Annotated in this window: 21 protein-coding genes and 2 tRNA genes; 12 read left to right on the top strand and 11 right to left on the bottom strand. The window is 74.3% G+C overall.

Annotated elements, in window-relative coordinates; genetic code table 11:
* Positions 1-43: 43 nt before the first annotated feature.
* Positions 44-724, bottom strand: a complete 681-nt coding sequence (locus tag RF640_RS10730) for a response regulator transcription factor (RefSeq protein WP_035926161.1) — start codon at positions 722-724, stop codon at positions 44-46.
* On the bottom strand, positions 721-1,989 hold the full coding sequence (locus RF640_RS10725; protein ID WP_368827795.1) for a sensor histidine kinase: 1,269 nt from the start codon (positions 1,987-1,989) through the stop codon (positions 721-723). Before RF640_RS10725 ends, RF640_RS10730 begins: the two co-directional genes overlap by 4 nt.
* Before the next feature lie 220 nt (positions 1,990-2,209).
* Here RF640_RS10725 and phoU point away from each other — a divergent pair, with 220 nt between their 5' ends.
* Positions 2,210-2,908 carry a phosphate signaling complex protein PhoU gene (phoU, locus tag RF640_RS10720; protein WP_017831967.1) on the top strand — a complete coding sequence of 233 codons (699 nt, stop codon included), beginning with the start codon at positions 2,210-2,212 and terminating at the stop codon, positions 2,906-2,908.
* 104 nt (positions 2,909-3,012) lie between these two features.
* On the opposite strand, the gene RF640_RS10715 is transcribed toward phoU, so the two are convergent.
* From RF640_RS10715 to RF640_RS10705, 3 genes are all read right to left on the bottom strand, one after another.
* Positions 3,013-3,771 carry a phosphoglyceromutase gene (locus tag RF640_RS10715; RefSeq protein WP_017831968.1) on the bottom strand — a complete coding sequence of 253 codons (759 nt, stop codon included), beginning with the start codon at positions 3,769-3,771 and terminating at the stop codon, positions 3,013-3,015.
* 90 nt (positions 3,772-3,861) lie between these two features.
* Positions 3,862-4,176, bottom strand: a complete 315-nt coding sequence (locus tag RF640_RS10710; protein WP_229587767.1) for a DUF2516 family protein — start codon at positions 4,174-4,176, stop codon at positions 3,862-3,864.
* Between the two features lie 10 nt (positions 4,177-4,186).
* Positions 4,187-5,356, bottom strand: a complete 1,170-nt coding sequence (locus tag RF640_RS10705) for a PLP-dependent aspartate aminotransferase family protein (protein ID WP_368827791.1) — start codon at positions 5,354-5,356, stop codon at positions 4,187-4,189.
* Between the two features lie 126 nt (positions 5,357-5,482).
* Here RF640_RS10705 and tmk point away from each other — a divergent pair, with 126 nt between their 5' ends.
* The 3 genes from tmk to RF640_RS10690 are packed head-to-tail and all read left to right on the top strand — an operon-like array spanning position 5,483 to position 8,926.
* Positions 5,483-6,157, top strand: a complete 675-nt coding sequence (gene tmk / locus RF640_RS10700) for a dTMP kinase (RefSeq protein ID WP_368827808.1) — start codon at positions 5,483-5,485, stop codon at positions 6,155-6,157.
* Positions 6,154-7,293, top strand: coding sequence for a DNA polymerase III subunit delta' (locus RF640_RS10695; protein ID WP_017831972.1), 1,140 nt, complete (start codon positions 6,154-6,156; stop codon positions 7,291-7,293). Before tmk ends, RF640_RS10695 begins: the two co-directional genes overlap by 4 nt.
* Positions 7,294-7,336: 43 nt before the next feature.
* Positions 7,337-8,926, top strand: coding sequence for an alpha/beta hydrolase (locus RF640_RS10690; protein WP_368827789.1), 1,590 nt, complete (start codon positions 7,337-7,339; stop codon positions 8,924-8,926).
* A 40-nt stretch (positions 8,927-8,966) separates the two neighbouring features.
* Here the strand turns inward: RF640_RS10690 and RF640_RS10685 are convergent, their stop codons facing one another.
* Positions 8,967-9,686 carry an HAD-IA family hydrolase gene (locus tag RF640_RS10685; protein ID WP_368827787.1) on the bottom strand — a complete coding sequence of 240 codons (720 nt, stop codon included), beginning with the start codon at positions 9,684-9,686 and terminating at the stop codon, positions 8,967-8,969.
* Between the two features lie 221 nt (positions 9,687-9,907).
* Between RF640_RS10685 and RF640_RS10680 the strand changes: the two genes are divergently transcribed.
* Together RF640_RS10680 and RF640_RS10675 are read left to right on the top strand one after the other, a co-directional pair.
* A tRNA-Thr gene (locus RF640_RS10680) sits at positions 9,908-9,980 on the top strand.
* 217 nt (positions 9,981-10,197) lie between these two features.
* Entirely contained in the window at positions 10,198-11,094 is an 897-nt protein-coding gene (locus RF640_RS10675) for a hypothetical protein (protein WP_368827785.1), read from the top strand.
* A 758-nt stretch (positions 11,095-11,852) separates the two neighbouring features.
* Here the strand turns inward: RF640_RS10675 and RF640_RS10670 are convergent.
* Positions 11,853-13,670 (bottom strand): sensor histidine kinase, encoded by a 1,818-nt coding sequence (locus tag RF640_RS10670; RefSeq protein ID WP_368827783.1) that lies wholly within the window; start codon positions 13,668-13,670, stop codon positions 11,853-11,855.
* 78 nt (positions 13,671-13,748) lie between these two features.
* Between RF640_RS10670 and RF640_RS10665 the strand changes: the two genes are divergently transcribed.
* The 5 genes from RF640_RS10665 (at position 13,749) to RF640_RS10645 (ending at position 18,396) form a co-directional block, all read left to right on the top strand.
* Positions 13,749-14,846, top strand: coding sequence for a PP2C family protein-serine/threonine phosphatase (locus RF640_RS10665; protein WP_368827781.1), 1,098 nt, complete (start codon positions 13,749-13,751; stop codon positions 14,844-14,846).
* Positions 14,843-16,798: a glycosyltransferase family 2 protein gene (locus RF640_RS10660; protein ID WP_095650897.1), complete on the top strand. Its 1,956-nt coding sequence runs from the start codon at positions 14,843-14,845 to the stop codon at positions 16,796-16,798. Before RF640_RS10665 ends, RF640_RS10660 begins: the two co-directional genes overlap by 4 nt.
* Positions 16,782-17,114, top strand: coding sequence for an STAS domain-containing protein (locus tag RF640_RS10655; RefSeq protein WP_017831980.1), 333 nt, complete (start codon positions 16,782-16,784; stop codon positions 17,112-17,114). Before RF640_RS10660 ends, RF640_RS10655 begins: the two co-directional genes overlap by 17 nt.
* On the top strand, positions 17,107-17,538 hold the full coding sequence (locus RF640_RS10650; protein ID WP_109222200.1) for an ATP-binding protein: 432 nt from the start codon (positions 17,107-17,109) through the stop codon (positions 17,536-17,538). Before RF640_RS10655 ends, RF640_RS10650 begins: the two co-directional genes overlap by 8 nt.
* Positions 17,539-17,757: 219 nt before the next feature.
* On the top strand, positions 17,758-18,396 hold the full coding sequence (locus RF640_RS10645; protein WP_368827778.1) for a glycosyltransferase family 2 protein: 639 nt from the start codon (positions 17,758-17,760) through the stop codon (positions 18,394-18,396).
* 25 nt (positions 18,397-18,421) lie between these two features.
* On the opposite strand, the gene RF640_RS10640 is transcribed toward RF640_RS10645, so the two are convergent.
* The 4 genes from RF640_RS10640 to RF640_RS10625 form a co-directional block, all read right to left on the bottom strand.
* The gene (locus RF640_RS10640) at positions 18,422-18,742 is read right to left on the bottom strand and encodes a hypothetical protein (protein ID WP_368827776.1); all 321 of its coding nucleotides are present in this window, start codon (positions 18,740-18,742) and stop codon (positions 18,422-18,424) included.
* Between the two features lie 60 nt (positions 18,743-18,802).
* Positions 18,803-19,267, bottom strand: coding sequence for a hypothetical protein (locus RF640_RS10635; protein WP_017831984.1), 465 nt, complete (start codon positions 19,265-19,267; stop codon positions 18,803-18,805).
* A gap of 129 nt (positions 19,268-19,396) precedes the next feature.
* On the bottom strand, positions 19,397-20,380 hold the full coding sequence (locus tag RF640_RS10630) for an NAD(P)H-quinone oxidoreductase (RefSeq protein WP_109222203.1): 984 nt from the start codon (positions 20,378-20,380) through the stop codon (positions 19,397-19,399).
* Between the two features lie 108 nt (positions 20,381-20,488).
* Complete coding sequence (locus RF640_RS10625) at positions 20,489-21,925, bottom strand: deoxyribodipyrimidine photo-lyase (protein WP_368827774.1); 1,437 nt, start codon at positions 21,923-21,925, stop codon at positions 20,489-20,491.
* A 95-nt stretch (positions 21,926-22,020) separates the two neighbouring features.
* On the opposite strand from RF640_RS10625, the gene RF640_RS10620 reads away from it, so the two are divergent.
* A tRNA-Ser gene (locus tag RF640_RS10620) sits at positions 22,021-22,108 on the top strand.
* Positions 22,109-22,120: the final 12 nt, after the last annotated feature.

The raw sequence follows: 22,120 nt of genomic DNA, 5'->3' as shown, positions 1-22,120 counted from the left end.
ACCCCTCGGGGTTCCGGGCCCTTCCGTCTGCCGGGGCGCCGGCTCAGCCCTCGAACTTGTAGCCGAGGCCCCGCACCGTCACGAGGTGCCGCGGGGCGGAGGGATCGGGCTCGATCTTGGCGCGCAGGCGCTTGACGTGGACGTCGAGGGTCTTGGTGTCCCCCACGTAGTCCGAGCCCCAGACCCGGTCGATGAGCTGCCCTCGGGTCAGCACGCGCCCGGCGTTGCGCAGCAGCATCTCCAGCAGCTCGAACTCCTTGAGCGGCATGGCCACCCGCTCCCCGTGCACGCTGACCACGTGCCGCTCGATGTCCATCCGCACGGGACCGGCCTGCACGGTCGCCGAGACGAGCTCCTCGGGCTCTCCCTGCCGGCGCAGGACCGCTCGGATCCGGGCCACGAGCTCCCGGGACGAGTACGGCTTGGTGACGTAGTCGTCGGCGCCGAGCTCGAGCCCGACCACCTTGTCGATCTCGGCGTCCTTGGCCGTGAGCATGATGATCGGCACGGAGGAGCGCTGCCGCACCTGCCGGCACACCTCGGTGCCGGACAGCCCGGGGAGCATGAGGTCCAGCAGCATCAGGTCGGCCCCGGACCGGTCGAACTCCGCCACGGCGTCCACGCCGTTGTCGACGACCTCCACCTCGAACCCCTCCTTCCCCAGCAGGTAGGAGAGCGGGTCGCTGAGGGACTCCTCGTCCTCGACGATCAGGATGCGGGTCACTGTCGGTCCTCCGTGCTCCCGGCGCGCGCCGCGGGGGCGGCGGGCCGTGGGGTCGATGCGTCTGGGCGGGGTGGTGCCTGCTGCGGCACCGGGCGGGCGGTCGCGCCGGGGGCTGGCTGTGCGGTCCCCCCGGGGTCGTCGGCGCCCTCGATCTGGGGGATGCTGAGGGTGAACGTGGAGCCGCGGCCCGGCTGCGACCACAGGGTGGCCTCGCCGCCGTGCTGGGACATGACGTGCTTGACGATGCTCAGTCCGAGCCCGGTGCCGCCCGTCCGGCGGGAACGGGCCGCGTCCACGCGGTAGAAGCGCTCGAAGATCCGGTCCTGCTCGTCCTCGGGGATGCCCGGGCCCTGGTCGGTCACCGAGATCTGGGCCATCCCGTCCCGCTCCCGGACGCCGACGCCCACGCGGGTGCCCTCCGGGGAGTAGTGCACCGCGTTGTCGATGAGGTTGCGCAGCGCGGTGACGAGCAGGTCGGGGTCGCCGAACACGGGCCGGGTGACGCGCCCGCCCACCGCGATCTCGATGCCCTTGTTCTCGGCCGGGAACCGGTTGCGGTCCACGGCGTCGGCGATCACCCGGTTGAGGTCCACGGGCCGGCCCTCGGTGACCACGTCCGCGCCCTGCAGGCGGGAGAGCTCGATGATGTCCTGGACGAGGGCGGTCAGCCGGGCTGACTCCTTGTGCAGGCGCTGGGCGAAGCGGCGCACGGCCTCCTCGTCCTCGGACGCGTCCTCGATCGCCTCGGCGAGCAGCCCGATCGCCCCCACGGGGGTCTTCAGCTCGTGCGAGACGTTGGCGACGAAGTCGTTGCGGATCGACTGCGCCCGGACGATCTCCGTCTGGTCGTCGGCGAGCAGCAGGATGTACTCCTCCGCGATGGGGGCCACCCGGACGTCGAGCACCACCGCGCCCGTCTGGAACGGTCCGCGGGACAGCTCGACCCGCCGCTCCTCGATCACGCCGCTGCGCCGGGCCCGGCGGATCATCTCGAGCATCTGCTCGTGCACCACGGTGTGCCCGCGGACCAGTCCGAAGGCGTAGGCGGCCGGGGAGGCGCGCACCACGCCGTCGACCCCGTCCACCACCACGTAGGCGCGGCCGATCACCGCGAGCACGTCCGCGGTGCCGTCGGGCAGCGTGGGCTCCTGGACGTCGGCGCGGGCGCGGCGGCCCCGTCCGCTCACCCGGAGGGCGATCAGACCGCTCACCCCGAGGGCGAAGCCGAGCAGACCCGCGGCGACGGCGATGGCAGTTGGACTCACGGAACCAGCTTAGGCACTCGGGGGCGCGGGGACCCCGTGCCGGGCGTCACGAGCTACAGGTTCAACCAACGTTCATCCTAAGATGAGCGAAAGTTCACTCCTGGCTGTGACGGTGGCGGCGGGTGTGCTCGCACCCGGCCCCCACGTCATCCGTCCCGCTCCGCGCCGCACCCCGGCCGCGGCTGCCGCGGACGCCGCCGCATCTCGAAAGGACGCATCCGTGCGCAAGGTTTTCCAGGCAGAACTCCACCAGGTCGGCGAGGAGCTCATCCAGATCGCGACCCTGGTGCGCGAGGCCCTCGCCCGCGCCAAGGACGCGCTCCTCGACGCGGACATCCAGCTCGCCGAGGAGGTCATCTCCAACGACGCCCGGATCGACTTCCTGCAGAACGACCTCGACGAGCGCTCGATCGACATCCTCGCGCTGCAGAGCCCCGTGGCCTCGGACCTGCGGATGATCGTGGGCGCGCTGCGGATGAGCGCCTCCCTGGAGCGTGCCGGCGACCTCGCCCGGCACCTGGCCCAGGCGGTGCGCATCCGCTATCCCGAGCCGGTCATCCCCGAGCCGCTCGTGGAGACGTTCACCCGGATGTTCGACCTCGACCTGCAGATCCTGGACCGGGTCATCCAGGTGCTCCAGACCCGGGACCTCTCCCTCGCCGACGACATCTACTCGCTCAAGGGCGAGGTCAACCAGCTGCACCAGTCCGTCTTCGACGCGCTCGCCGCGCCGAGCTGGGACTCGTCGGTGCCCACCGCCGTGGACGTCACCCTGTGCTCCCGGTACCTCGAGCGCATCGGGGACCACGGGGTCTCGGTGACCCGCAAGGTCTCCTACCTGGTGACCGGGGACTGGGTCCCGGCGAGCTCCGACCGCCCCACCGGCCACGGCCACGTGGGCCGCGACGGGGGCGAGTGAGACCCCGCCCGGGCGCCGGCCGAGCCGCGCCCGGGCACGGACAGGGGCCGGGTCCACCAGCACGGTGGACCCGGCCCCTGTCCGTGGGCGGGAGCCCGCCGGGGCTACTTCTTGCCCTGGTTGGCGACCGCCTGGATCGAGCTCGCGGCGGCCTCGGGGTCGAGGTACTCGCCGCCGGCCACGAGCGGGCGGAGGTTCTCGTCGAGCTCGTAGTAGAGCGGGATGCCCGTGGGGATGTTCAGCGCCGCGATGTCCTCGTCCGAGATGCCGTCGAGGTGCTTCACCAGGGCGCGCAGGGAGTTGCCGTGGGCCGCGACGATGACGGTCCGGCCGGCCTGCAGATCGGGGACGATCTCCTGCTCCCAGTACGGCATGAAGCGGTCCAGGACGTCCTTGAGGCACTCGGTGCGGGGCGCGTCCGGCACGTCCGCGTAGCGGGGGTCGCCGGCCTGCGAGAACTCGGACGAGTCCTCCAGCTCGGGCGGCGGGACGTCGTAGGAGCGGCGCCAGGTCATGAACTGCTCGTCGCCGTACTCGTCGCGGACCTGGGTCTTGTCCTTGCCCTGCAGCGCACCGTAGTGGCGCTCGTTGAGCCGCCACGACCGCTTCACGGGGATCCAGTGCCGGTCCGCCCGGTCCAGCGCGAGGTGGGCGGTGGTGATGGCCCGGCGCAGGAGCGAGGTGTGCAGGACGTCCGGGGCGATCCCCTTCTCGACGAGCAGCTCACCGCCGCGGACGGCCTCCTCCCGCCCCTTCTCGGTCAGGTCCACGTCCACCCACCCGGTGAACAGGTTCTTCTCGTTCCAGTCGGACTGTCCGTGCCGGAGCAGGACGAGCTTGTGCGGTGCTGATTCGGTAGCCATGGGGCCATTCTTCCACCCAGGCGGCGGCGCGAAACAAGCCGGCGTCACGGGCGCCCCGTGTCGCGGGGCCGGGCGCCGCGCGCCCGGCGGTCACCAGTTGTTGGGGCCCTTGGACTCCAGGCCCACGGCCGGGCGGACGTCGGCCAGGTAGACCCCCACGGCCGTGCCCGCGATGAGCAGGACGAACAGGCTGGGCCGCAGCAGCATCAGCGTGAAGACCGTGAACGCGAGGGAGCCGCCCGTGAGCGCGAGCCAGAAGCCCTTGGTGCGCTTGAAGGCGCGCTGGAACTGCACCGGCGCCTTGGTCAGGCAGTCCACGAAGGCCCACACGGCCAGACCGGCGACGACCAGTGCCAGCGCGATGTCGATGAAGCGCACGAGTAAGAAGACCCAGGGAATGTCCACGCCGTCCAGCCTACCGGTCGATCGCGCACAGGACGCGGTCGAGGTCCTCCCAGAGGTCCTCGACGTTCTCGATGCCCACCGACAGGCGCAGCAGCGTCTCCGGGACGCTGTGCGGCTCCTCGTGGTGCCGCCGCCGCCGCTCGATCAGCGACTCCACCCCGCCGAGCGAGGTCGCGGGGGTCCACACGCGCAGGGCGTCCACGGCCGCCTCGACGGCGGCGACGTCCCCCGCGGGCACGATCGCCACGATCGAGCCGAAGCCGTCCATCTGCGCGGCGGCACGCTCGTGCCCGGGGTCCCCGGGCAGGCCCGGGTAGCGGACCTCGCGCACGGCCGGGTGCTGCTGGAGGCGGCGGGCGAGCTCCCCGGCGGTGGCCGCGGAGCGTTCGACCCGCACCGCCAGGGTGCGCATCCCCCGCAGCGCGAGCCACGCCTCGAACGGGCCCGGGACCGCGCCGTGCAGGGAGCGGTGCCCCTTCAGCCGGGTCCGCAGGGCAGGGTCGGAGGTGACGGCGGCCCCCAGGACGACGTCGGAGTGCCCCGCCAGGTACTTGGTCACGGAGTGCACCACGATGTCCGCGCCGTGCTCCAGCGGGCGCTGCAGCAGCGGGGTGGCGAAGGTGTTGTCCACGCACGTGAGCACGCCGCGCTCGCGGGCCGCCGCGAGCAGCGCGGGGAGGTCGGCGACCTCCAGCATGGGGTTGGTGGGGCTCTCGAGCCAGAGCAGGTCGGCGGCGTCGAGCGCGGCCACCACGTCCTCGGTGTCCGTGACGTCCACGGTCCGCACGGTGAGCAGCCCGCGGGCCTCGAGGTCCGCGGCCAGGGCCAGGGAGCCCTGGTAGCTGTGCCGGGGCAGCACCAGGCGACCGCCCGCCGGGACGAGCGAGAGCACCGACGCGACGGCGGCCAGTCCCGAGGCGTAGGCCAGGGCGGGGAGCTCCGCCCGCTCGAGCCGCGCCAGCACGTCCTCGAGGTCCTCCCACGTGGGGTTGCTGAACCGCCCGTAGGTGCGGTCCTCGGCGTCGAGCCCGGCGGAGCCCCGGTAGGTGGAGGTGAGGACGATGGACGGGCCGACCGGCGCGTCGTGCTCCGGTGCGGGCCGCCCGCCCGCGACCAGCACGGTGTCCGGGCGGAGGTCGGTGGAGCCGTGGGCGGGCGGGGTCTCGGAGCGCGCAGTCATGGTTCCAGGCTATCGGCCCGCGGCGTCCCCAGCCGCGCGCGCACCGGCGGCGCTGTCCGCGCGGGTGGATAGGCTGGGACCGTGACCTCCCGACCGGCCCCCGCCCCGCCGCCCGCCTCCGCCGCGGTGCCCTCCCCCGCGCCGTCCGGGCGCGGGCTCTTCGTGGTGTTCGAGGGCGGGGACGGCGCCGGGAAGTCCACCCAGGTCGGCCTGCTCGTGGACGCCCTGCGCGCCGAGGGGCACGACACCCTGCGCACCCGGGAGCCCGGGGGGACCCCGCTGGGCGAGAGGGTGCGCGAGCTCGTGCTGGACCCGGCGCACGGGCCCGTCGACGCCCGCGCCGAGGCCCTGCTCTTCGCCGCGGCCCGCGCCGCCCACGTCGCCCAGCTCATCCGCCCCGCGCTCGCCGCCGGCCGGACCGTGGTCTGCGACCGCTTCGCCGACTCCTCCGCCGCCTACCAGGGCGCCGGGCGCGGCCTCGGCCTGGACCGCGTCGCGGAGCTCAACGCGTGGGCCACGGCCGGGCTCGTCCCGGACCTCACCGTGCTGCTCGACGTCCCGGCCGGCACGGGACGGACCCGCCGGGAGGCCCGGGACGGCACCGCGGGCGACCGCCTGGAGACCGAGCCCGACGCCTTCCACGACGCGAACCGGGCGGCGTTCCTCGAGCTCGCCGGCCGGGCTCCGGAGCGCTACCTGGTGCTCGACGCCACCCGGCCGGCCGGGGAGCTCTCGGCCGCCGTGCGCGAGCGCCTCACCGGGCTCGCCCGCTCCGCCCGCGCCGCGGAGGTGAGCGCGTGAGCGTGTGGGACCAGCTGCTGGGCCAGGACGCCGTGGTGGCGCAGCTGCGGCGCGCCGCCCAGGAGGACCGGCCCACCCACGCCTGGCTGTTCACCGGTCCGCCCGGCTCGGGGCGCTCCAACGCGGCGCTCGCGTTCGCCGCGGCCCTGCTGTGCGAGCAGGAGGACCCCGTCGAGCGCGGGTGCGGGCAGTGCCACGCGTGCCGCACGGTCCTGGCCAGCTCGCACGCGGACCTCACCCACTTCGTCACGGAGAACCCGCAGATCACCATCGAGGAGGCCCGCGAGCTCGTGGTCCGCGCCCAGGACCGGCCCTCGGTGGGCCGCTGGCGCGTCATGGTGGTCGAGGACGCCGACCGCATGGCGGAGCGCACCTCGAACGTGATGCTCAAGGCCATCGAGGAGCCCCCGCCCAACACCATCTGGCTGCTGTGCGCCCCGAGCCCGATGGACGTGCTCGTGACCATCCGCTCCCGCTGCCGCCCGGCCACGCTGAAGGTGCCCGCCGTGGCGGACGTGGCCGAGCTGCTGATCCGCCGGCACGGGGTGCCCCGGCAGCGCGCGGAGGAGAGCGCCCGGCTGGCGCAGTCCCACGTGGGGATCGCGAAGCGGCTCGCCCTCTACGACGACGCCCGCACCCGGCGGCAGGAGGTCGTGTCCATGCCGCTGAAGCTGTCCGGGGTGCCGGACGCCGTGCGCGCCGCGGACCGGCTGCACAAGATCGCCGTGGAGGAGTCCCAGGCGGACGCCGAGTCCCGCAACGAGGCGGAGCGCAAGCAGCTGCTCGTGGCCCTGGGCGCGCCGGAGTCCGGACGGGTGCCGCCGGCCATCCGCGGAGCCCTCAACCGGCTCGAGGCCGACCAGAAGCGCCGGTCCCGGCGGATCCAGACGGACACCCTCGACCGCTTCCTCATCGACCTCACCACCTTCTACCGCGACGTCCTGACCCTCCAGCTGCGCACGGGCTCCGCCCTGGTCAACGAGCACCTGGCCCAGCAGCTGCAGGACCACGCGTCCAACTCGACCCCCGAGCGGACGCTGCACCGCATCGACGTGATCAGCCGGACCCGGGACCGGATCCGCACCAACGTCAGCGCGCAGCTGGCCTTCGAGGCCATGGCCGTCTCCCTGCTCTGACCCCGCCCCCGATCCCCATCCCCCCACCCCCTCGAGGAGCCCCATGACCCGCCGTGCCGCCCCCTCGCGCCGCGCCCTCCTGCCCGTCACGGCCGCGCTGGCCGCGACCGGCCTGCTCCTGAGCGGCTGCTCGTCCCTGGGTGCCGGCGCCACGGGCGAGCCGACCTCCGGGGGCGCCACCGGCGCCGTCGTCGAGGGCACCCCCGAGGAGCTCCAGCGCTACTACACGCAGACCGTCACCTGGGGGGACTGCACGTTCGAGGTGGAGACCAACGGCGCGCAGGACGACCTCCAGTGCGCCGACGTCGAGGTGCCCCTCGACTACGCCGACCCCGGCGGGGCGACCACCACCGTGGTGATGTCCCGCCTGCCCGCAGGCGGGGACGCCCGCGGCAGCCTGCTCCTCAACCCCGGCGGGCCCGGCGCCTCCGGGGTGGACGCGATGCTCTACGCGCAGTACACGGTCACCGGCGACGTGCGCGAGGCCTACGACGTAGTGGGCTTCGACCCGCGCGGGGTGAGCCGCTCCGAGGGCATCGAGTGCCTCGACGACGCGGAGCTGGACGCGTGGCGCGCCGAGCCGATGTTCGACCCCGAGGAGCAGCCGGTCGAGCAGATCCAGGAGGAGTACGAACAGCTCGGCGCCGCGTGCGTGCAGGACTCCGGCGAGCTCGTGGCGCAGATGGACACCGTGAGCGCCGCCCGGGACATGGACGTGCTCCGGGCCGTGCTCGGCGACGAGCGGACGACCTACCTGGGCTTCTCCTACGGCACCCACCTCGGCGCGGTGTACGCCGACCTGTTCCCCGACCGGGTCGGCCGGCTCGTGCTCGACGGCGGCGTGGACCCCACCCTGAGCGACATGGAGGCCACCGCCGACCAGGCCGAGGGCTTCGAGGACAACCTGCGCCACTGGGTGCAGCAGTGCCAGTTCGAGATCCGGGACTGCGTGGTGGCCGACGTCTCCATGGATGAGGCGATGACCCGGATCCAGGAGCTCATCGCCTCCGTCGAGGAGGAGACCGTGACCGCCGCCGACGGCCGGCGGGTCACCGCCACCAACGTGGTCGAGGGCATCCTGGGGCCCCTCTACGCGACCACCGGCTACGAGACGCTCAACGAGTCCCTGGGCGCCGCCTTCGACGGCGACTTCTCCGCGCTGCTCGCCCAGTCGGACGCCACGCACGGGCGCGACGCCGAGGGCCGGTACACGAGCAACACCACCATGGCGTTCACGGCCGTGAACTGCCTCGACCGGCCCGACGGGACGGTCACGGCGGAGCAGATGGCCCGGCACCAGGAGGAGCTCGAGCGGGTCGCCCCGACCTTCGGCCCGTACCTGGGCTACGGCGACGCCGCGTGCCAGGGATGGCCGGTCGACCCGGCGGGCCTGCCGGAGCCGCTCGACGCCGCCGGCGCCGATCCCGTCCTCGTGGTGGGCACCACCCACGACCCCGCGACCCCCTACCACTGGTCCGAGGCCCTCGTGGAGCAGCTCGACAGCGCCCGGCTGCTGACCTACGACAGCTACGGCCACACCGCCTACACGGCCGGCAACCGCTGCGTGCAGGACGCCGTGGACGCCTACCTGCTGGAGGGCGAGCTCCCCGCGGAGGGGACGACCTGCTCCTGATCCGCCGCGACCCGGGCGACCGGTGCCGGCACGGTGGGCGTCAGCGCGCGCCGGGCACCGGCGTGCGGACGAGTCCGGGGAGGTCCCGGACCGAGTCGACCACCACGTGGGCGCCGGCCGCGCGCAGGGACGCGGCGTCGTGCGCGCCCGTGCGGACGCCGACGACCGCGGCGGAGCCGGCCCGCAGGCCGGCCTGCACGTCCGCCGCGGTGTCCCCCACCACCATGACCCGGCGGACGTCGCCGAGGTCGAGCGCCAGCACGGCGGTGAGCACCATGTCCGGCCAGGGTCGTCCGCGCCCCGCGTCCGAGGGACACAGGCTGAGATCCGCGAGACCCGTCCAGCCGAGCTGCTCGAGGAGCGTGTTCAGGCTGTGCCGGTTGTAGCCGGTGGCCAGGCAGACCCGCAGGCCCGCCTCGCGCAGCGCCGTGACGGCCTGCTCCGCGCCCTCCACGGGAATGACCCCCTCGGTGGCCAGCAGCTCGTCGAGGTGGCGCTCGAAGTCCCGGACCGCCTGCCGTGCCCGGTGGGGGTCGCTCGCGAACAGCTGCTCGAGCACTCCCGCCTTCGACTGGCCCAGCGTGTCCCGGACGTGGTGGAGCATCTGCCGGAACCGCTCCGAGCCGGGGTCGACGCCGAGACCGGTCACGGTGCGCTCGAAGGCCCGCTCCATGATCCCGTTGTCGTGGAACACGGTTCCGGACATGTCCAGGAAGGCCAGTTCGAGATCCGTCGCGATGCCGCCGTCCGGTGTGCGCACTGGGCTGCTCCTGTTCCGGGCGGACCGCAGCGGCCGGCCCCGTCGTCGTGTCCGTCCATGCTTCGCCCCGGCCCCGCGGGCCGGTAAGGCCGGGGAGCCGAAGAGCCGGTGAACTCCCGGGGAACGCCCGCACCGCGCCCGGTCCCGCCGATTGGGGGCGCCCCCGCGCTCTCTGCTACAGTTTCACCTGCACTGAGGCCGTTCCGGACGGCCGCGTGCACGCCTCCTTAGCTCAGTCGGTAGAGCGTTTCACTCGTAATGAAAAGGTCGTCGGTTCGATTCCGACAGGAGGCTCCGAGCGGAGCAGGCTCCGGACCCCCAGGGTCCGGAGCCTTCGTCGTCCCGCCCCGGGCCCGCCGGCAGCCACCCCCGGGCGACGGCGGCGGGCGGCGCGGACCGGCCGTCACAGTCACGTCACCCCTGGTCACAGTCGTGTTCGGCGGGTAGGACCCGCCGTACGCTGAATCTGTTCCGGGCGACCGGCCACCACGGACGACTTTGGCGGTGCACCATGCAACTCCGTTCCCGACAGCTGGTCTGCGCACTCGTCCTGGCCGGAGCAGCGCTGACCGCGCCGGCCTGCGGTGGCTCTCCCGGCTCGTCCCCGAGCCCGCCCGCCTCGGACCCGTCCGGGGCCGCGAACCCGTCGGGCTTTGCGGCTCCGTCCGGCTCCGCGGTCCCCTCCCCGAGCGAGTCCGGCGACCCCCCGGTCTCGCGCATCCTGACGTGGCTGCGGATCGGACCCAACGGGGAGGGCACGCCGCTGTGGTACGACCCCCTGAAGGACGGGGACTGCGGCGACGAGCAGCTGCTCGCGTCCCGGGCCCAGCCCGTCCCGCGCGCCGGCGCCCTCCTGTGCGAGGCCGCCACGACCAACGACCCCGAGCTGTGGCGGCAGGGCGAGGACGCCCTGGCTGCCGTCCCGGCGCCCGCCGGCTGCTGGGAGGAGGAGACCGTGGCGGGCCTGCGGCGGCTGGTCGAGTTCCACCGCCGGGCCCCGGAGGCGGTCCCGGAGCTGCAGGTCCCCGACGGCACGGCCTGCCCCCTCGTGCTGGAGGGCCTCCTCTCGCCGCTGGCCCCCGGTGTCGAGGGCCTGGAGATCCCCGTGTCCACCTGCGGCGGCGCACCGGTCTTCCTGCAGGGCAACCTCGAGTGGGTGCCGCCGGAGGGCATCCGCGCGGTGTCGGTGGGCGCCGCGGTCGTGCCGGTGCAGCAGGGCAATGGAAGCCTGTTCTTCCGCGCCCCGCCGTCGGACGTCGCCGGCCCCGTCCCGGTGACCGTCTCGGACGCGGACTGGCCGGTCGGCGGGCAGGGCTACCTGGTGTACCAGGTGCCGGCCGCCGCCTGTCCCGACCCCCCGCCGGCGCCCGCCCCGGCACCCGCGCCCACCGCTCCACCCACACTCTAGGAGCCACGGTGGCGGAGCAGGAGCCGGACGGGTCCCCGCTCTGGGGGCGGCTCTTCCAGGCGGTCTCGAAGCTGGGCGTGGGGGTGAGCCTGCTGACGGCCCTGCTGGTCTACTTCGGCTGGGTCCGCGCCGGCGCCCAGGCCCGGGAGATGGGCCTGGACGCGAACCTCTTCGGCTACACCACCCAGGACTACCTGCTGCTGAGCATCGGCTCCCTGTACGTCCAGCTCCTCTGGATCGCCGTGGCCGTGCTCGGCGGGATCTGGCTGGACCGCCGGGTCCGCGAGCGCGTGGAGGCCCGTGCCCGCCGCTCCGGGAGCGCCCCGGTGGCGCGGTGGGCGCGCCGGGGGACGTGCTTCTTCATCGGGCTGGCGGTCGCGGTGCGGCTCCTGGGCGGCGCCGTCCCGGAGGAGGAGGCCTGGGTGATCCCCTTCGCCATGGCGCTGTGCGTCCTCGCGGCCGCCTGGGCCGCCGGCCTCCGGCGGCGCGTCACCGCCCGTGACGAGCGGCCCACCGCGCCGGAGCGGCCGCTCCTGCGGGGTTTCGCGCTGGTGTCCGTGGTCGCGCTCCTGGTGTTCTGGGGCACGTCGTCGGTGGCCGAGGCCATGGGACGGGCCCTGGCCCACGACCTCGAGGAGGAGCTGGGGACGATGCCGCGGACGGTCGTCTACAGCGAGAAGCCCCTGCACATCGGCCTGCCCGGGGTCCGTGCGGAGGAGCTGGGCGGACCGGACGACCCGCTCCACCGCTACGACGGGCTACGGCTCCTGACGCTGCGGGGCGGCCGGTACTTCCTGCTGCCCGAGCAGTGGACGGTCGCCGGCAGCACCGTCCTGGTGCTGCCCGACGACGACTCGGTCCGGCTGGAGTACAGCCGGTGATCCGTCCTGCTCCGCCCGGTCTGGGTCCTCCGCACCCACCGGTCCGGCCGCCGGGAGGGTCAGGGTGAAGACGGTCCCCTCCCCCGGTGCGCTCTCGCAGCGGATGGTGCCGCCGTGGCGCTCGACGATCTCGTGCACGACCGCCAGGCCCAGGCCCAGACCCGGGATGGCGCTCATCCGGGCGTTGCTGCTGCGGAAGAACCGGCCGAACACGTGCTCGGCGTCCTCCGGGCGCATCCCCATGCCGCGGTCCGCCACCTGCACCTGCACGGTCGCCCCGGCCCGGTCCACCCGGACCGTCACCGGCCCGCCGCCCGGGGAGTACTTGATGGCGTTCGAGAGCAGGTTGTCGAGCACCTGCCCCAGGCGCACGGGGTCGCAGGCCAGCACGAGGCGGGGCGGGGCGTCGACCCGCAGGTCCACCCCCGCCTCCGCGGCCCGGAGCCCGGCCGCCGCGACGGATTGCTGGACCACCTGGACGAGGTCGGCCTCCGCCGTCTGCAGCGCCAGGACGGGGCCCGCGGTGCGGAGGAGGTCCTCGACCAGGACGAGCAGCTGGTCGGCGTTGCGCTCGACGACCTCCAGCCCGGAGCGGACGTGCCCGGGGAGCCGCTCGTCCATGGCCAGGAGCTCGGTGTAGCCGCGGATGGACGTCAGGGGCGTGCGCAGCTCGTGGGAGACGCCGGCCACGAAGTCGTCCTTGGCCTGCAGCGCCGCCACCAGCTCGGTCACGTCGTTGAACGACAGGACGGAGCCCTCGACCCCGCCGTCCTCGTCCCGGAGCACGCGGGCGGACACGGAGAGCACCCGCTGCAGGGGCGGCTCCCCCGCCCAGACCAGGGCGTCGGAGAAGGACTCGCCGCGGATCGCGCGGCGGGCGGGACGCCGGTCCACGGGCAGCGGCGTCCCGTCCCCGTCCGCGTAGACCCGCAGGTCCGCCTCGGCGCCGTCCCGCACCCCCTCGGGCAGCGAGAGCTCGTGGATCCGGTGCTGGCGGCGGTTCATGAGGATGTCGTGGCCGTGCTCGTCGATCGCCAGCACGCCCACGTCCACCGTGTCCAGGACGGTGTTCAGCAGCCGTTCCCGCCGCGCGGTCACGCCCAGCAGCCGGCGCAGCTCGGCGTCCTTGGCCTCGAGCTCGGCGTTCTGGCGCTCCATGCTGTTCGACAGCACCTGGACGGTGAGCCCGATGCCCAGCAGCATGACGGGGATCAGCAGCGGGGCCGTCAGCAGCTGCGCGCTCAGCGGCCGGGGCGGGACCAGGAGCGGGACCCACACCATGGCGAGGGTCAGGACGAAACCCAGCGGGGCGGACGCCCGGGGCAGCCGCCCGGAGCCGGTGAGCCAGATGACGGGGAACGCGGCCATGATGCCCACCCCGGTCACCGTGCTCAGCGTGCCCTCCCGCAGCAGGGTGATGGGGACGAAGTCCAGGACCGGGACGGCCAGGAACGCCCCGTAGGGCAGCCGGTCCCACGGCACCAGCACGCACAGGGCCGTCAGCGCCACCGTGAGCGCCAGGGCCAGCTGCACCCGCAGGTCGCCCCGCAGCGGCTCGTGGACCACCCAGATCCCGGCGACGAGGACGACGGTCGTGACGAACAGCGGCAGCTGGCTGAGGAGCACGCGCCGGCGCATCGACAGCTCGTGGAAGCTGATCCGGTCGAGGGAGAGGACGGTGAGCAAGCGGTCCACGGGGAACTCTTCCGACTGGGTGCGTCACCCTCGGGGGGTCGGGATGACAATTGCAAAGAATAGCGGCTTAATGGGTCCATGACCCCCTCCCCCCAGGGTCGCCGTGCCGTCGTGATCGAAGACCACGACGACATCCGCAACCTCCTCGCCCAGACCATCGGCATGCGCGGCTTCACCGTGACGACCGCCGCGACCGGCCTCGAGGGCATCGAGGCCGTGCGCCGCGACGGCGCCGATCTCATCACCCTGGACCTCAGCCTCCCGGACCTCGACGGGCTGGAGGTCTGCCGGCGGGTCCGGCAGTTCTCGGACGCCTACCTGCTCATGGTCACGGCCCGCCCGGGCGAGATCGACCGGCTGGAGGGCCTCGAGCGCGGGGCGGACGACTACATCAGCAAGCCGTTCAGCCCCCGGGAGCTGCAGGCCAGGATCGAGGCGATGTTCCGCCGGCCGCGCGCCCGGGCGGAGCAGGCCGACGCCGAGGAGCTGCGCCGCGCGGCCGAGGTCCAGCGCAGCCTGCTGCCCGCCGCCGCCCCGGCCGTGCCCGGCTACGACGTGGCCGGGGCGTGCCGGCCGTCCCGCAGCGTGGGCGGGGACTTCTTCGACTGGTACACGACCGAGGGCGGGCTCCAGGTCTCGCTGGCCGACGCCATGGGCAAGGGCATGGGGGCCGCGCTCATCGCCGCCACCGTGCGCGCCGTGCTGCGCTCCGCGGCCGGGCAGCCGGACATGGCGCAGGCCTTCGGCGACACCTGCCGGCACCTCGAGCACGACCTCGCCCACTCCGACTCCTTCGTCACGCTCTTCCACGCCCGCCTGGACACGGCCGACGGGGTCGTGGAGTACGTCGACGCGGGCCACGGGCTGGGACTGCACGTGCGCGCGGACGGGATCGACCGGCTGCGCCCGGGCGGCCCCCCGGTGGGGGCGGTGCCCGGGACGCAGTGGGTGCCCGGCCGGATCGTGCTCGCGCCCGGCGACGCCCTCGTCGTCGTCAGCGACGGCCTCCTCGACGCGTACGAGGACGTCGACGACGCCGTGCGGGCGGTCGCCGACGTGGTCTCCCGCCACGAGGACGCCGCGTCCGCCTGCACCGCGGTCATCGACCTCGCCGGCGAGGAGACCCGCACCGACGACGTCACCGCCGTGGTCGTCCGCCGCCGGTCCGCCCCGTGAACCGCTTCCTCGTCCGGCTCCTGGTCGTCCTGACCCTCCTGCTGGGCGTCAACTACATCGCCTGGCGCTGGCTCGAGTCGCTGAACTGGTCGGCGTGGTGGATCGCCGTGCCCCTGGTGCTCGCCGAGACGTACAGCCTGATCGACGTCTCGCTGTTCGGGCTCACCGTCTGGCGGCTCCGGCGGCGCGGGGAGGCCGGTGCCCCGCCCGCGGGCGCCACCGTGGACGTGTTCATCACGACCTACGACGAGCCCCTCGACCTCGTGATGGGCACCGCCCTGGCGGCGCAGGCGATCCGGCACCCGCACAGCACGTGGATCCTCGACGACGGGGCCCGCCCCGAGCTCGAGGCGCTCGCCGCCGAGCACGGGCTGGGCTACCTGACGCGCAGCGAGGACTGGACCGACCGGCCGCGCCACGCCAAGGCCGGCAACCTCAACAACGCCCTGATGCTCACCCAGGGCGAGTTCCTGCTGATCCTCGACGCCGACCAGGTCCCGGCCCCGGAGATCCTGGACCGGACCCTGGGCTGGTTCAACGACCGCAGGGTGGCGCTCGTGCAGACGCCGCAGTGGTTCGTCAACGTGCCGGACCACGATCCGCTCGGCAGCCAGGCCCCCCTGTTCTACGGCCCCATCCAGCAGGGCAAGGACGGCTGGAACGCCGCCTTCTTCTGCGGCTCCAACGCGATCCTGCGCCGCGAGGCGCTCATGCAGCTCGGCCTCTCCGGCTACGTCCAGGAGGTCGAGCAGGACGTGAAGGAGTCCCTCGCCCGCACCCGGGCCGCCCTGCGGAGGGCGCGACGGTCCCCGGAGGCCGCGAACCCCGTCGTCGCAGGCATGCTCGACGACGTCGAGGCCGCCACCGAGCGGGCCCGCGCCGAGCTGAAGGCCGGCGCCCCCCTGACCGAGCTGACCTACCGTCTGCAGCGCGAGGTGGACGCGGCGGCCCGGCGCACCGTCACGCAGGACTTCTCCCAGATCGAGGCGGACCTCGCCTCGATCGCCGCCCTGGACCTGCCCCCCGAGGACGGCATGGTCTGGCCGGACGAGCTCGCCTCCGCCGTGGACCGGATGTCCCGCCGCGACCTGTCCCCGCTGGCCGCCGTGGAACCGGTCCGGGAGGTGCTCGAGGCGGTCTCCGTGGACCGGCCCGGCGAGGCCCAGCCGGTGATGCCGCTGGCGACGATCTCGGTCACCGAGGACATGGCCACCGCGATGCGCCTGCACGGCCTGGGCTGGCGCAGCGTCTACCACCACGAGGTCCTCGCCCACGGCCTGGCCCCCGAGGACCTGAAGACCATGCTCACCCAGCGCCTGCGCTGGGCACAGGGCACGGTGCAGGTGCTGCTCCGGGAGAACCCGCTGCTGCAGCGCCGGCTGGGGTGGGGCCAGCGGCTCATGTACTTCGCCACGATGTGGAGCTACCTGTCCGGCTTCGCGGCCGTCGTCTACTTCGCCGCGCCCATCGTGTACCTGGTGCTGGGCATCCTCCCCGTCACCAGCCTCAGCTGGGACTTCTTCGTCCGCTTCATCCCCTTCATGGTGGTGAACCAGCTGCTGTTCCTCGTGGTGGGCCGGGGCATCCCCACCTGGCGCGGCCAGCAGTACAGCCTGGCGCTGTTCCCCATCTGGATCAGGGCGTGCACCACGGCCGCCCGCAACGTCTGGTTCGGCCGCCCCCTCGGCTTCGCCGTCACGCCCAAGGTGCGGCAGGACGCCGGCCCGGCCTGGCACCTCATCCGCCCCCAGCTGGTGGTGATGGGGCTGCTGGCCGCGGCCCTCCTGGTGGGGACCGCCCGGCTGGCGGTGGGGCTGAACGAACCGGTGGGAACCCTGGTCAACGTGGCCTGGGTCGCCTTCGACCTGGTGGTGCTGAGCGTGCTCGTCACCGCCGCGAGATACACGGGCTTCGAGCCCGAGGAGAGGAGTGCCGATGCAGTTCACGATTGAGCAGAAGCCGAGGTTCGCCCACATCACGGGCACCGGACGGCTCAACATGGTGGGGGCGCCCAAGCTCCGGGAGGTCGTGGCGAAGGTCGTCGACGAGGGCAGCAACCACGTGGTGGTCGACCTCGGCGGCACCGAGTTCATGGACTCGTCCGGTCTGGGCGCCCTCATCGGGTGCCTCAAGCTGGCCCGCCAGGCCGGCGGCGACCTGCGGATCGCGAACGTCCGCCCCCAGGTCCGCATGGTCCTCGAGCTCACCAGCATGCACCGCGTCCTGACCCCCTACGACACCGCCGACGCGGCCTTCGCCGATGACTGAGCCCACGGCCCGCCGCTCGCGCCGGGGCCCGGCCACCGCCCTGACGGTGGACGCCCTGCACGAGGACCTGGACGCGCTGTGGGGGGAGGCCGCGTTCGTGCCCGAGACCGACCGGATGGCCTTCACGCTCGCGGTCGTGGAGGCGGCCGGCAACGTGGTGGTGCACGCGGTGCCCGCGGCGGAGGACCCGATCGAGCTGTCCGTGGACCTGGTCGCGGACCCCCACCGGCTGGAGGCGAGGATCTACGAGATCGGCGCCGCACCGGCGCAGGTCGACCTCACGGGGGCCATGGCGCAGGAGCACCGCGAGTCCGGCCGCGGGCTCGCCCTGATCCAGGCCCTGGTCAGCCGGGTGGTGTTCGAGCGGCACGGGGACACGAACGTCTGGAAGCTGTGCCGGGAGTGCGGCCGGGACGAGGTGTAGCGCCCCCGGGGAGGCGCCGAACCCGCGTCCGGCCGGGGCGGACGTCCCCTGATTTGCGGATGTAAACTGTCCGCCGTGGTGCCTAGACTTTGGTCCAGGACAACACGTCAGGGGGCTCACGTTGTCACCGAGAACACTCGTTCAGGGGCCGGTCGGGCGCCCCGCCCCAGGGGGACGTCAGCGGCGGGACGCACGCCGGGCACGCCGAGAGAAGTCGTCATGATCGCCGCGATCATTCCCGCCCACGACGAGGCGGCCCGCGTCGAGCACGCGGTCGTCTCCCTCCACCGCCAGACCCGTCCGCCGGAGCGCATCCTCGTCATGTCGGACGACTCCACCGACGCCACCGTCGAGGTCGCCCTGCACGCCGGCGCCGAGGTCCTGCTCACCGTCGACAACCGGCACCACCGTGCCGGGGCGCTCAACCAGGCCCTGGACACCGTCCGGATGGAGCCGGACGACCTGGTGCTGGTCCTCGACCCCGGCGTCCGGCTGCCGCCGGGCTTCCTGGCCCGCGCCCTGGCCGCCCTCCGGGACCGCAACGTGGGCGCCGTCTCCGCCCGGTCCACCGCAGTCGGGGGCCCGGCCGCGCTGATCCGCTGGCAGGCGCTCGAGGACGTCCACCGGTCGTTCGGCCGCTACTGCGACGAGGGCGCCGTGACCGGCCAGACGCGTCTCGCCCTCGACCTGGAGGCCGTCGGCTGGCGCCTCTGCCCGCCGCTGGAGGCCGAGGAGGACGGGACCGTCCCGGTCGAGCACCTCGCGCCCGTCCCGGCGGAGCACGCCGCCCCCGTCCCGGTCGAGCACCTCGCGCCCGTCCCGGTCGAGGTCCTCCGCGCGGAGCCGGCGGCCGCGTGATCCGCCGCCCGGCCCACCGGGACGCTCAGTCGCGGGCGGCGCGGCCCACGAGGACGGCCGCCGCGCCCGCGAGGACCGTGGTGGTCAGGCACCCGATCGGCAGGGGCAGACAGCAGCCGCCCACCGTGACGTTCGTGCCGCGGCGCGTCCGGGTGGAGTACCCGGGGAAGGGGAGCATGCGGAAGCCGGAGCGGCGCCCGTACCCCCCGCCCCGGCGGCCGGGCAGGTCGTAGCCCGGGCCGAAGCGGCCAAGGCCTCCGCGGTCGGGCCGGCCGAGGGGCGAGCGGGACCAGCGGGCGTCGAACTCGCCGTCGGCCGCGCGGTAGTCGAATCCGGAGGAGGTCATGCCGCCCATCAAACCATCAGCAGGCTGTCGGGTCCACCCCGTCACCGCCGGGAACGGGCTTCAGCCGCGCCGCAGCAGCTCCTCGGCGCGCTCCACGTGCTCCCGCACCGCCTCGGCCCGGCGGACGACCGCGTCCAGCCGGTGGGCCGAGGACTCCTCGTCGGCCCGCACGAACCGGGCCATGGTGAGGGCCTCCGCCGCCTGGGCCATCGCGTTGCCGGCTCGGGAGAGCTCGCGGTGGACGTCGTTGAGGTAGCCGCCCGGGGAGGCCGGGATGTCGTGGCTGCTGCTCGGCGCCGTGCGCTGCGCCGCCGCGCACACGGCCCGCACCTCCGGCAGCAGATCGGCGAGCGCGTTGGCGGTGGGGACCACGGACTGCGCGAGCGTCTTGTCCGGGAGGCTCTCGAGGATCTGGTGGAAGCGGTCCAGACCCCGGCGGAACCGGTCGTGGGCGCGGCGCCACACGCCCAGACCGAGCTCGGCCTCGTCACGGCGAGCGGCGCGGTAGTCGCGCAGGAATGCCACGGGCGGTCCTTTCGAGTGGAGACAGTCCATCCTACGGCGGCCCGGCCCGCCCTCCGTGCGCGCGGAGGGCGGGCCGGGCCCGGCGACGGGCCGGGACCGGGCCGTCCGCGGCCGTGCCGAGGGGTGCGCTCAGGGGACGAGCAGGACCTTGCCGATGTGCGTGCCGGAGTCGAAGTACTCGTGGGCCCGCGCGACCTCGTCCAGGGGGAAGGTGCGGTCCACGACCGGGCGGACGGCGCCGGACTCGACGTGGGGCCACACGTGCTTCCGCACGGCGGCCATGATGCGGGTCTTCTCCGCCACGGGCCGCGGGCGCAGCGTGGTGCCGATCACGGCGGCCCGCTTGGCCATGAGCTTGCCGAGGTCCAGCTCCCCCGTGCGTCCGCCCTGGGTGGCGATGACCGCGATCCGGCCGTTGGTGGCCAGCGCGTCTAGGTTGCGCCCCAGGTAGGAGCCGCCCACGACGTCGAGCACGATGTCGGCGCCGTGCCCGTCCGTGAGCTCCCGCACGCGCGCCACGAAGTCCTCCTGCCGGTAGTCGATCGCCTCGGCGCCGAGCCGCCGTGCAGCCTCGGCCTTCTCCGGGCTGCCGACCGTGGTGAGCACGCGCAGGCCGAGGGCCCGGCACATCTGGAGGGCGTTGGTGCCGATCCCGCCGGTGCCGCCGTGCACCAGGACCGTCTCGCCCTCGCGGGCGGCGGCGGCCATGAAGACGTTGGAGAACACCGTGGCGCACACCTCCGGCAGGCCGGCGGCGGCGACGAGGTCCACCCCGGCGGGCGCGGGCAAGACCTGGCCGGCCGGGACGACGACCTCTTCGGCGTAGCCCCCGGAGTCCAGGAGGGCGACGACCTCGTCGCCGGGGGCGAACCCGGCGCCGGCGGGCACCTCGGGGCCGAGCTCCTGCACCGTGCCCGAGACCTCGAGGCCGAAGACGGTCGACGCCCCGGGCGGGACCGGATACCTGCCCAGCCGCTGCATGACGTCCGCCCGGTTGATCCCGGCGGCCCGGACCCGGATCCGCACCCCGTCGGGCGTGAGCTCCGGGGCGGGGACCTCGGCGACGGCGAGGACCTCCGGTCCGCCGGGGGTGGTCTCGAGCACTGCGCGCATGGTGGGGCCTTCCGGTCGGGGGCGACGGTCGCTCCCATTGTGTCGCGGGGCGGGCCCCCGGTCACCCGGCGTCGGCCCGTGCCGAACAGGCGGACGCCGGCGCCGCCCTCAGCGGATCGAGGCGTAGGCGTCGAGGGCGCGGCCGCGGCTGGCCGGCAGGTCCACGACCGGCTCCGGGTAGCCGACCGACGGTCCGAGCAGACCGGGCTCGTGCGGGTCCACGCCCTCGTCGCCGGCCAGCTCGGGGATCCAGCGGCGGATGTAGCGGGCCTCGGGGTCGAACTTCCGGCCCTGGGTCAGCGGGTTGAAGATCCGGAAGAACGGGCTCGCGTCCGCGCCGGAGCCCGCGACCCACTGCCAGTTCCCGGGCCCGCTCGCCGGTTCGGCGTCCACGAGCGTCTCCCAGAACCACTGCTCCCCCACCCGCCAGTCGACCAGCAGGTTCTTGGTGAGCAGGGACCCGGCGACCATCCGGACCCGGTTGTGCATCCACCCCGTGGCCCGCAGCTGCCGCATGCCCGCGTCCACGAGCGGGAAGCCGGTGCGCCCCTCCTGCCAGGCCCGGACGTCGCCGGCCGCCTCCGCCGCGTCCCGCCACGGGAACGCGTCGAAGGCCGGGCGGACGTGGCGCACGTGCAGGTCCGGCACCTGGTGGAGCAGGTGCCAGTTGAACTCCCGCCAGCCCAGCTCGGCCAGGAACTTCTCCAGCCCCGGGCTGCTCCCCTGCTCGGACCGGTGCCGGACGGCCGCGTCCCAGACCGCGAACGGGCTGATCTCGCCCCATCGCAGGTGCGGGGAGAGCCGGCTGGTGCCGTCCCGGTCCGGCCGGTCGTGGCCCTCGGCGTAGTCCTCGACGCGGTCCAGGAAGTCGTCCAGCCGCTCCCACGCGGCCGCCTCCCCGGGCTTCCACACCGCGGCCAGCCCGGCCGCGCGCTCCGGGGACGGCACCAGGCCCCAGTCGACCGGGTCCTCGGTGCCGGCGGTCGCCGCCACCTCCGCGGCGGCCCCCCGGCCCGGCCCGGGCACGGGGAGCGGCTGCCGGATCTCCAGCGCCCGGAGCGCCTTCCAGAAGGGGGTGAACACCTTGTACGGGCCGCCGGCGCCGGTGCGCAGGGTCCACGGCTCGTGCAGCAGCGCGGCCTGGAACGAGTGCGCCTCCACCCCGTGCTCGGCGCACCACTGCTTCACTCCGGCGTCCACGGCGAGCTCGGGCCCGCCGTAGCGGCGGTTCCACGTGATGCCGCCCGCCCCCGTGCGCTCGAGGACCTCGGGGAGCACGGTCCCGGCGGGGCCGCGGCGCAGCACCAGGGGGATGCCCAGCTCCCGGAGCGACTCCCGCAGGGACCGCAGCGACCCGTCCAGCCACCACTTCGCGGCCGCGCCGAGGGGCCGGACCCCCTCGGACTCCTGGTCCAGGACGCAGAGGGCGACCACCGCGCCGCGCCGGCACGCGGCGTCGAGGGCGGGGTGGTCCGTGACGCGCAGATCGTCCCGGAACCACACGATCGTCGTCGTCCCGCGGTCGGGGCTCTCGGGTGCGTCCACGCGCTCACCCTACCGGGGCTTTGGCGGCGTTCCGGGCGCCGTGGAAGAATGGGCTGCGCGCTCCGCCGCCCCCGCCGGGGACCGGGCGGGCGCGGGGAAGGTTGTCCGAGCGGCCTAAGGAGCCGGTCTTGAAAACCGGTGTGCGGTGACCCCGTACCAAGGGTTCAAATCCCTTACCTTCCGCCTCCGCACGAG

The organism is Kocuria sp. CPCC 205231 (assembly GCF_040980965.1).
In the GTDB taxonomy this organism is placed as follows: domain Bacteria; phylum Actinomycetota; class Actinomycetes; order Actinomycetales; family Micrococcaceae; genus Kocuria; species Kocuria rosea.
This window is presented reverse-complemented; position numbering and strand designations above follow the sequence as displayed.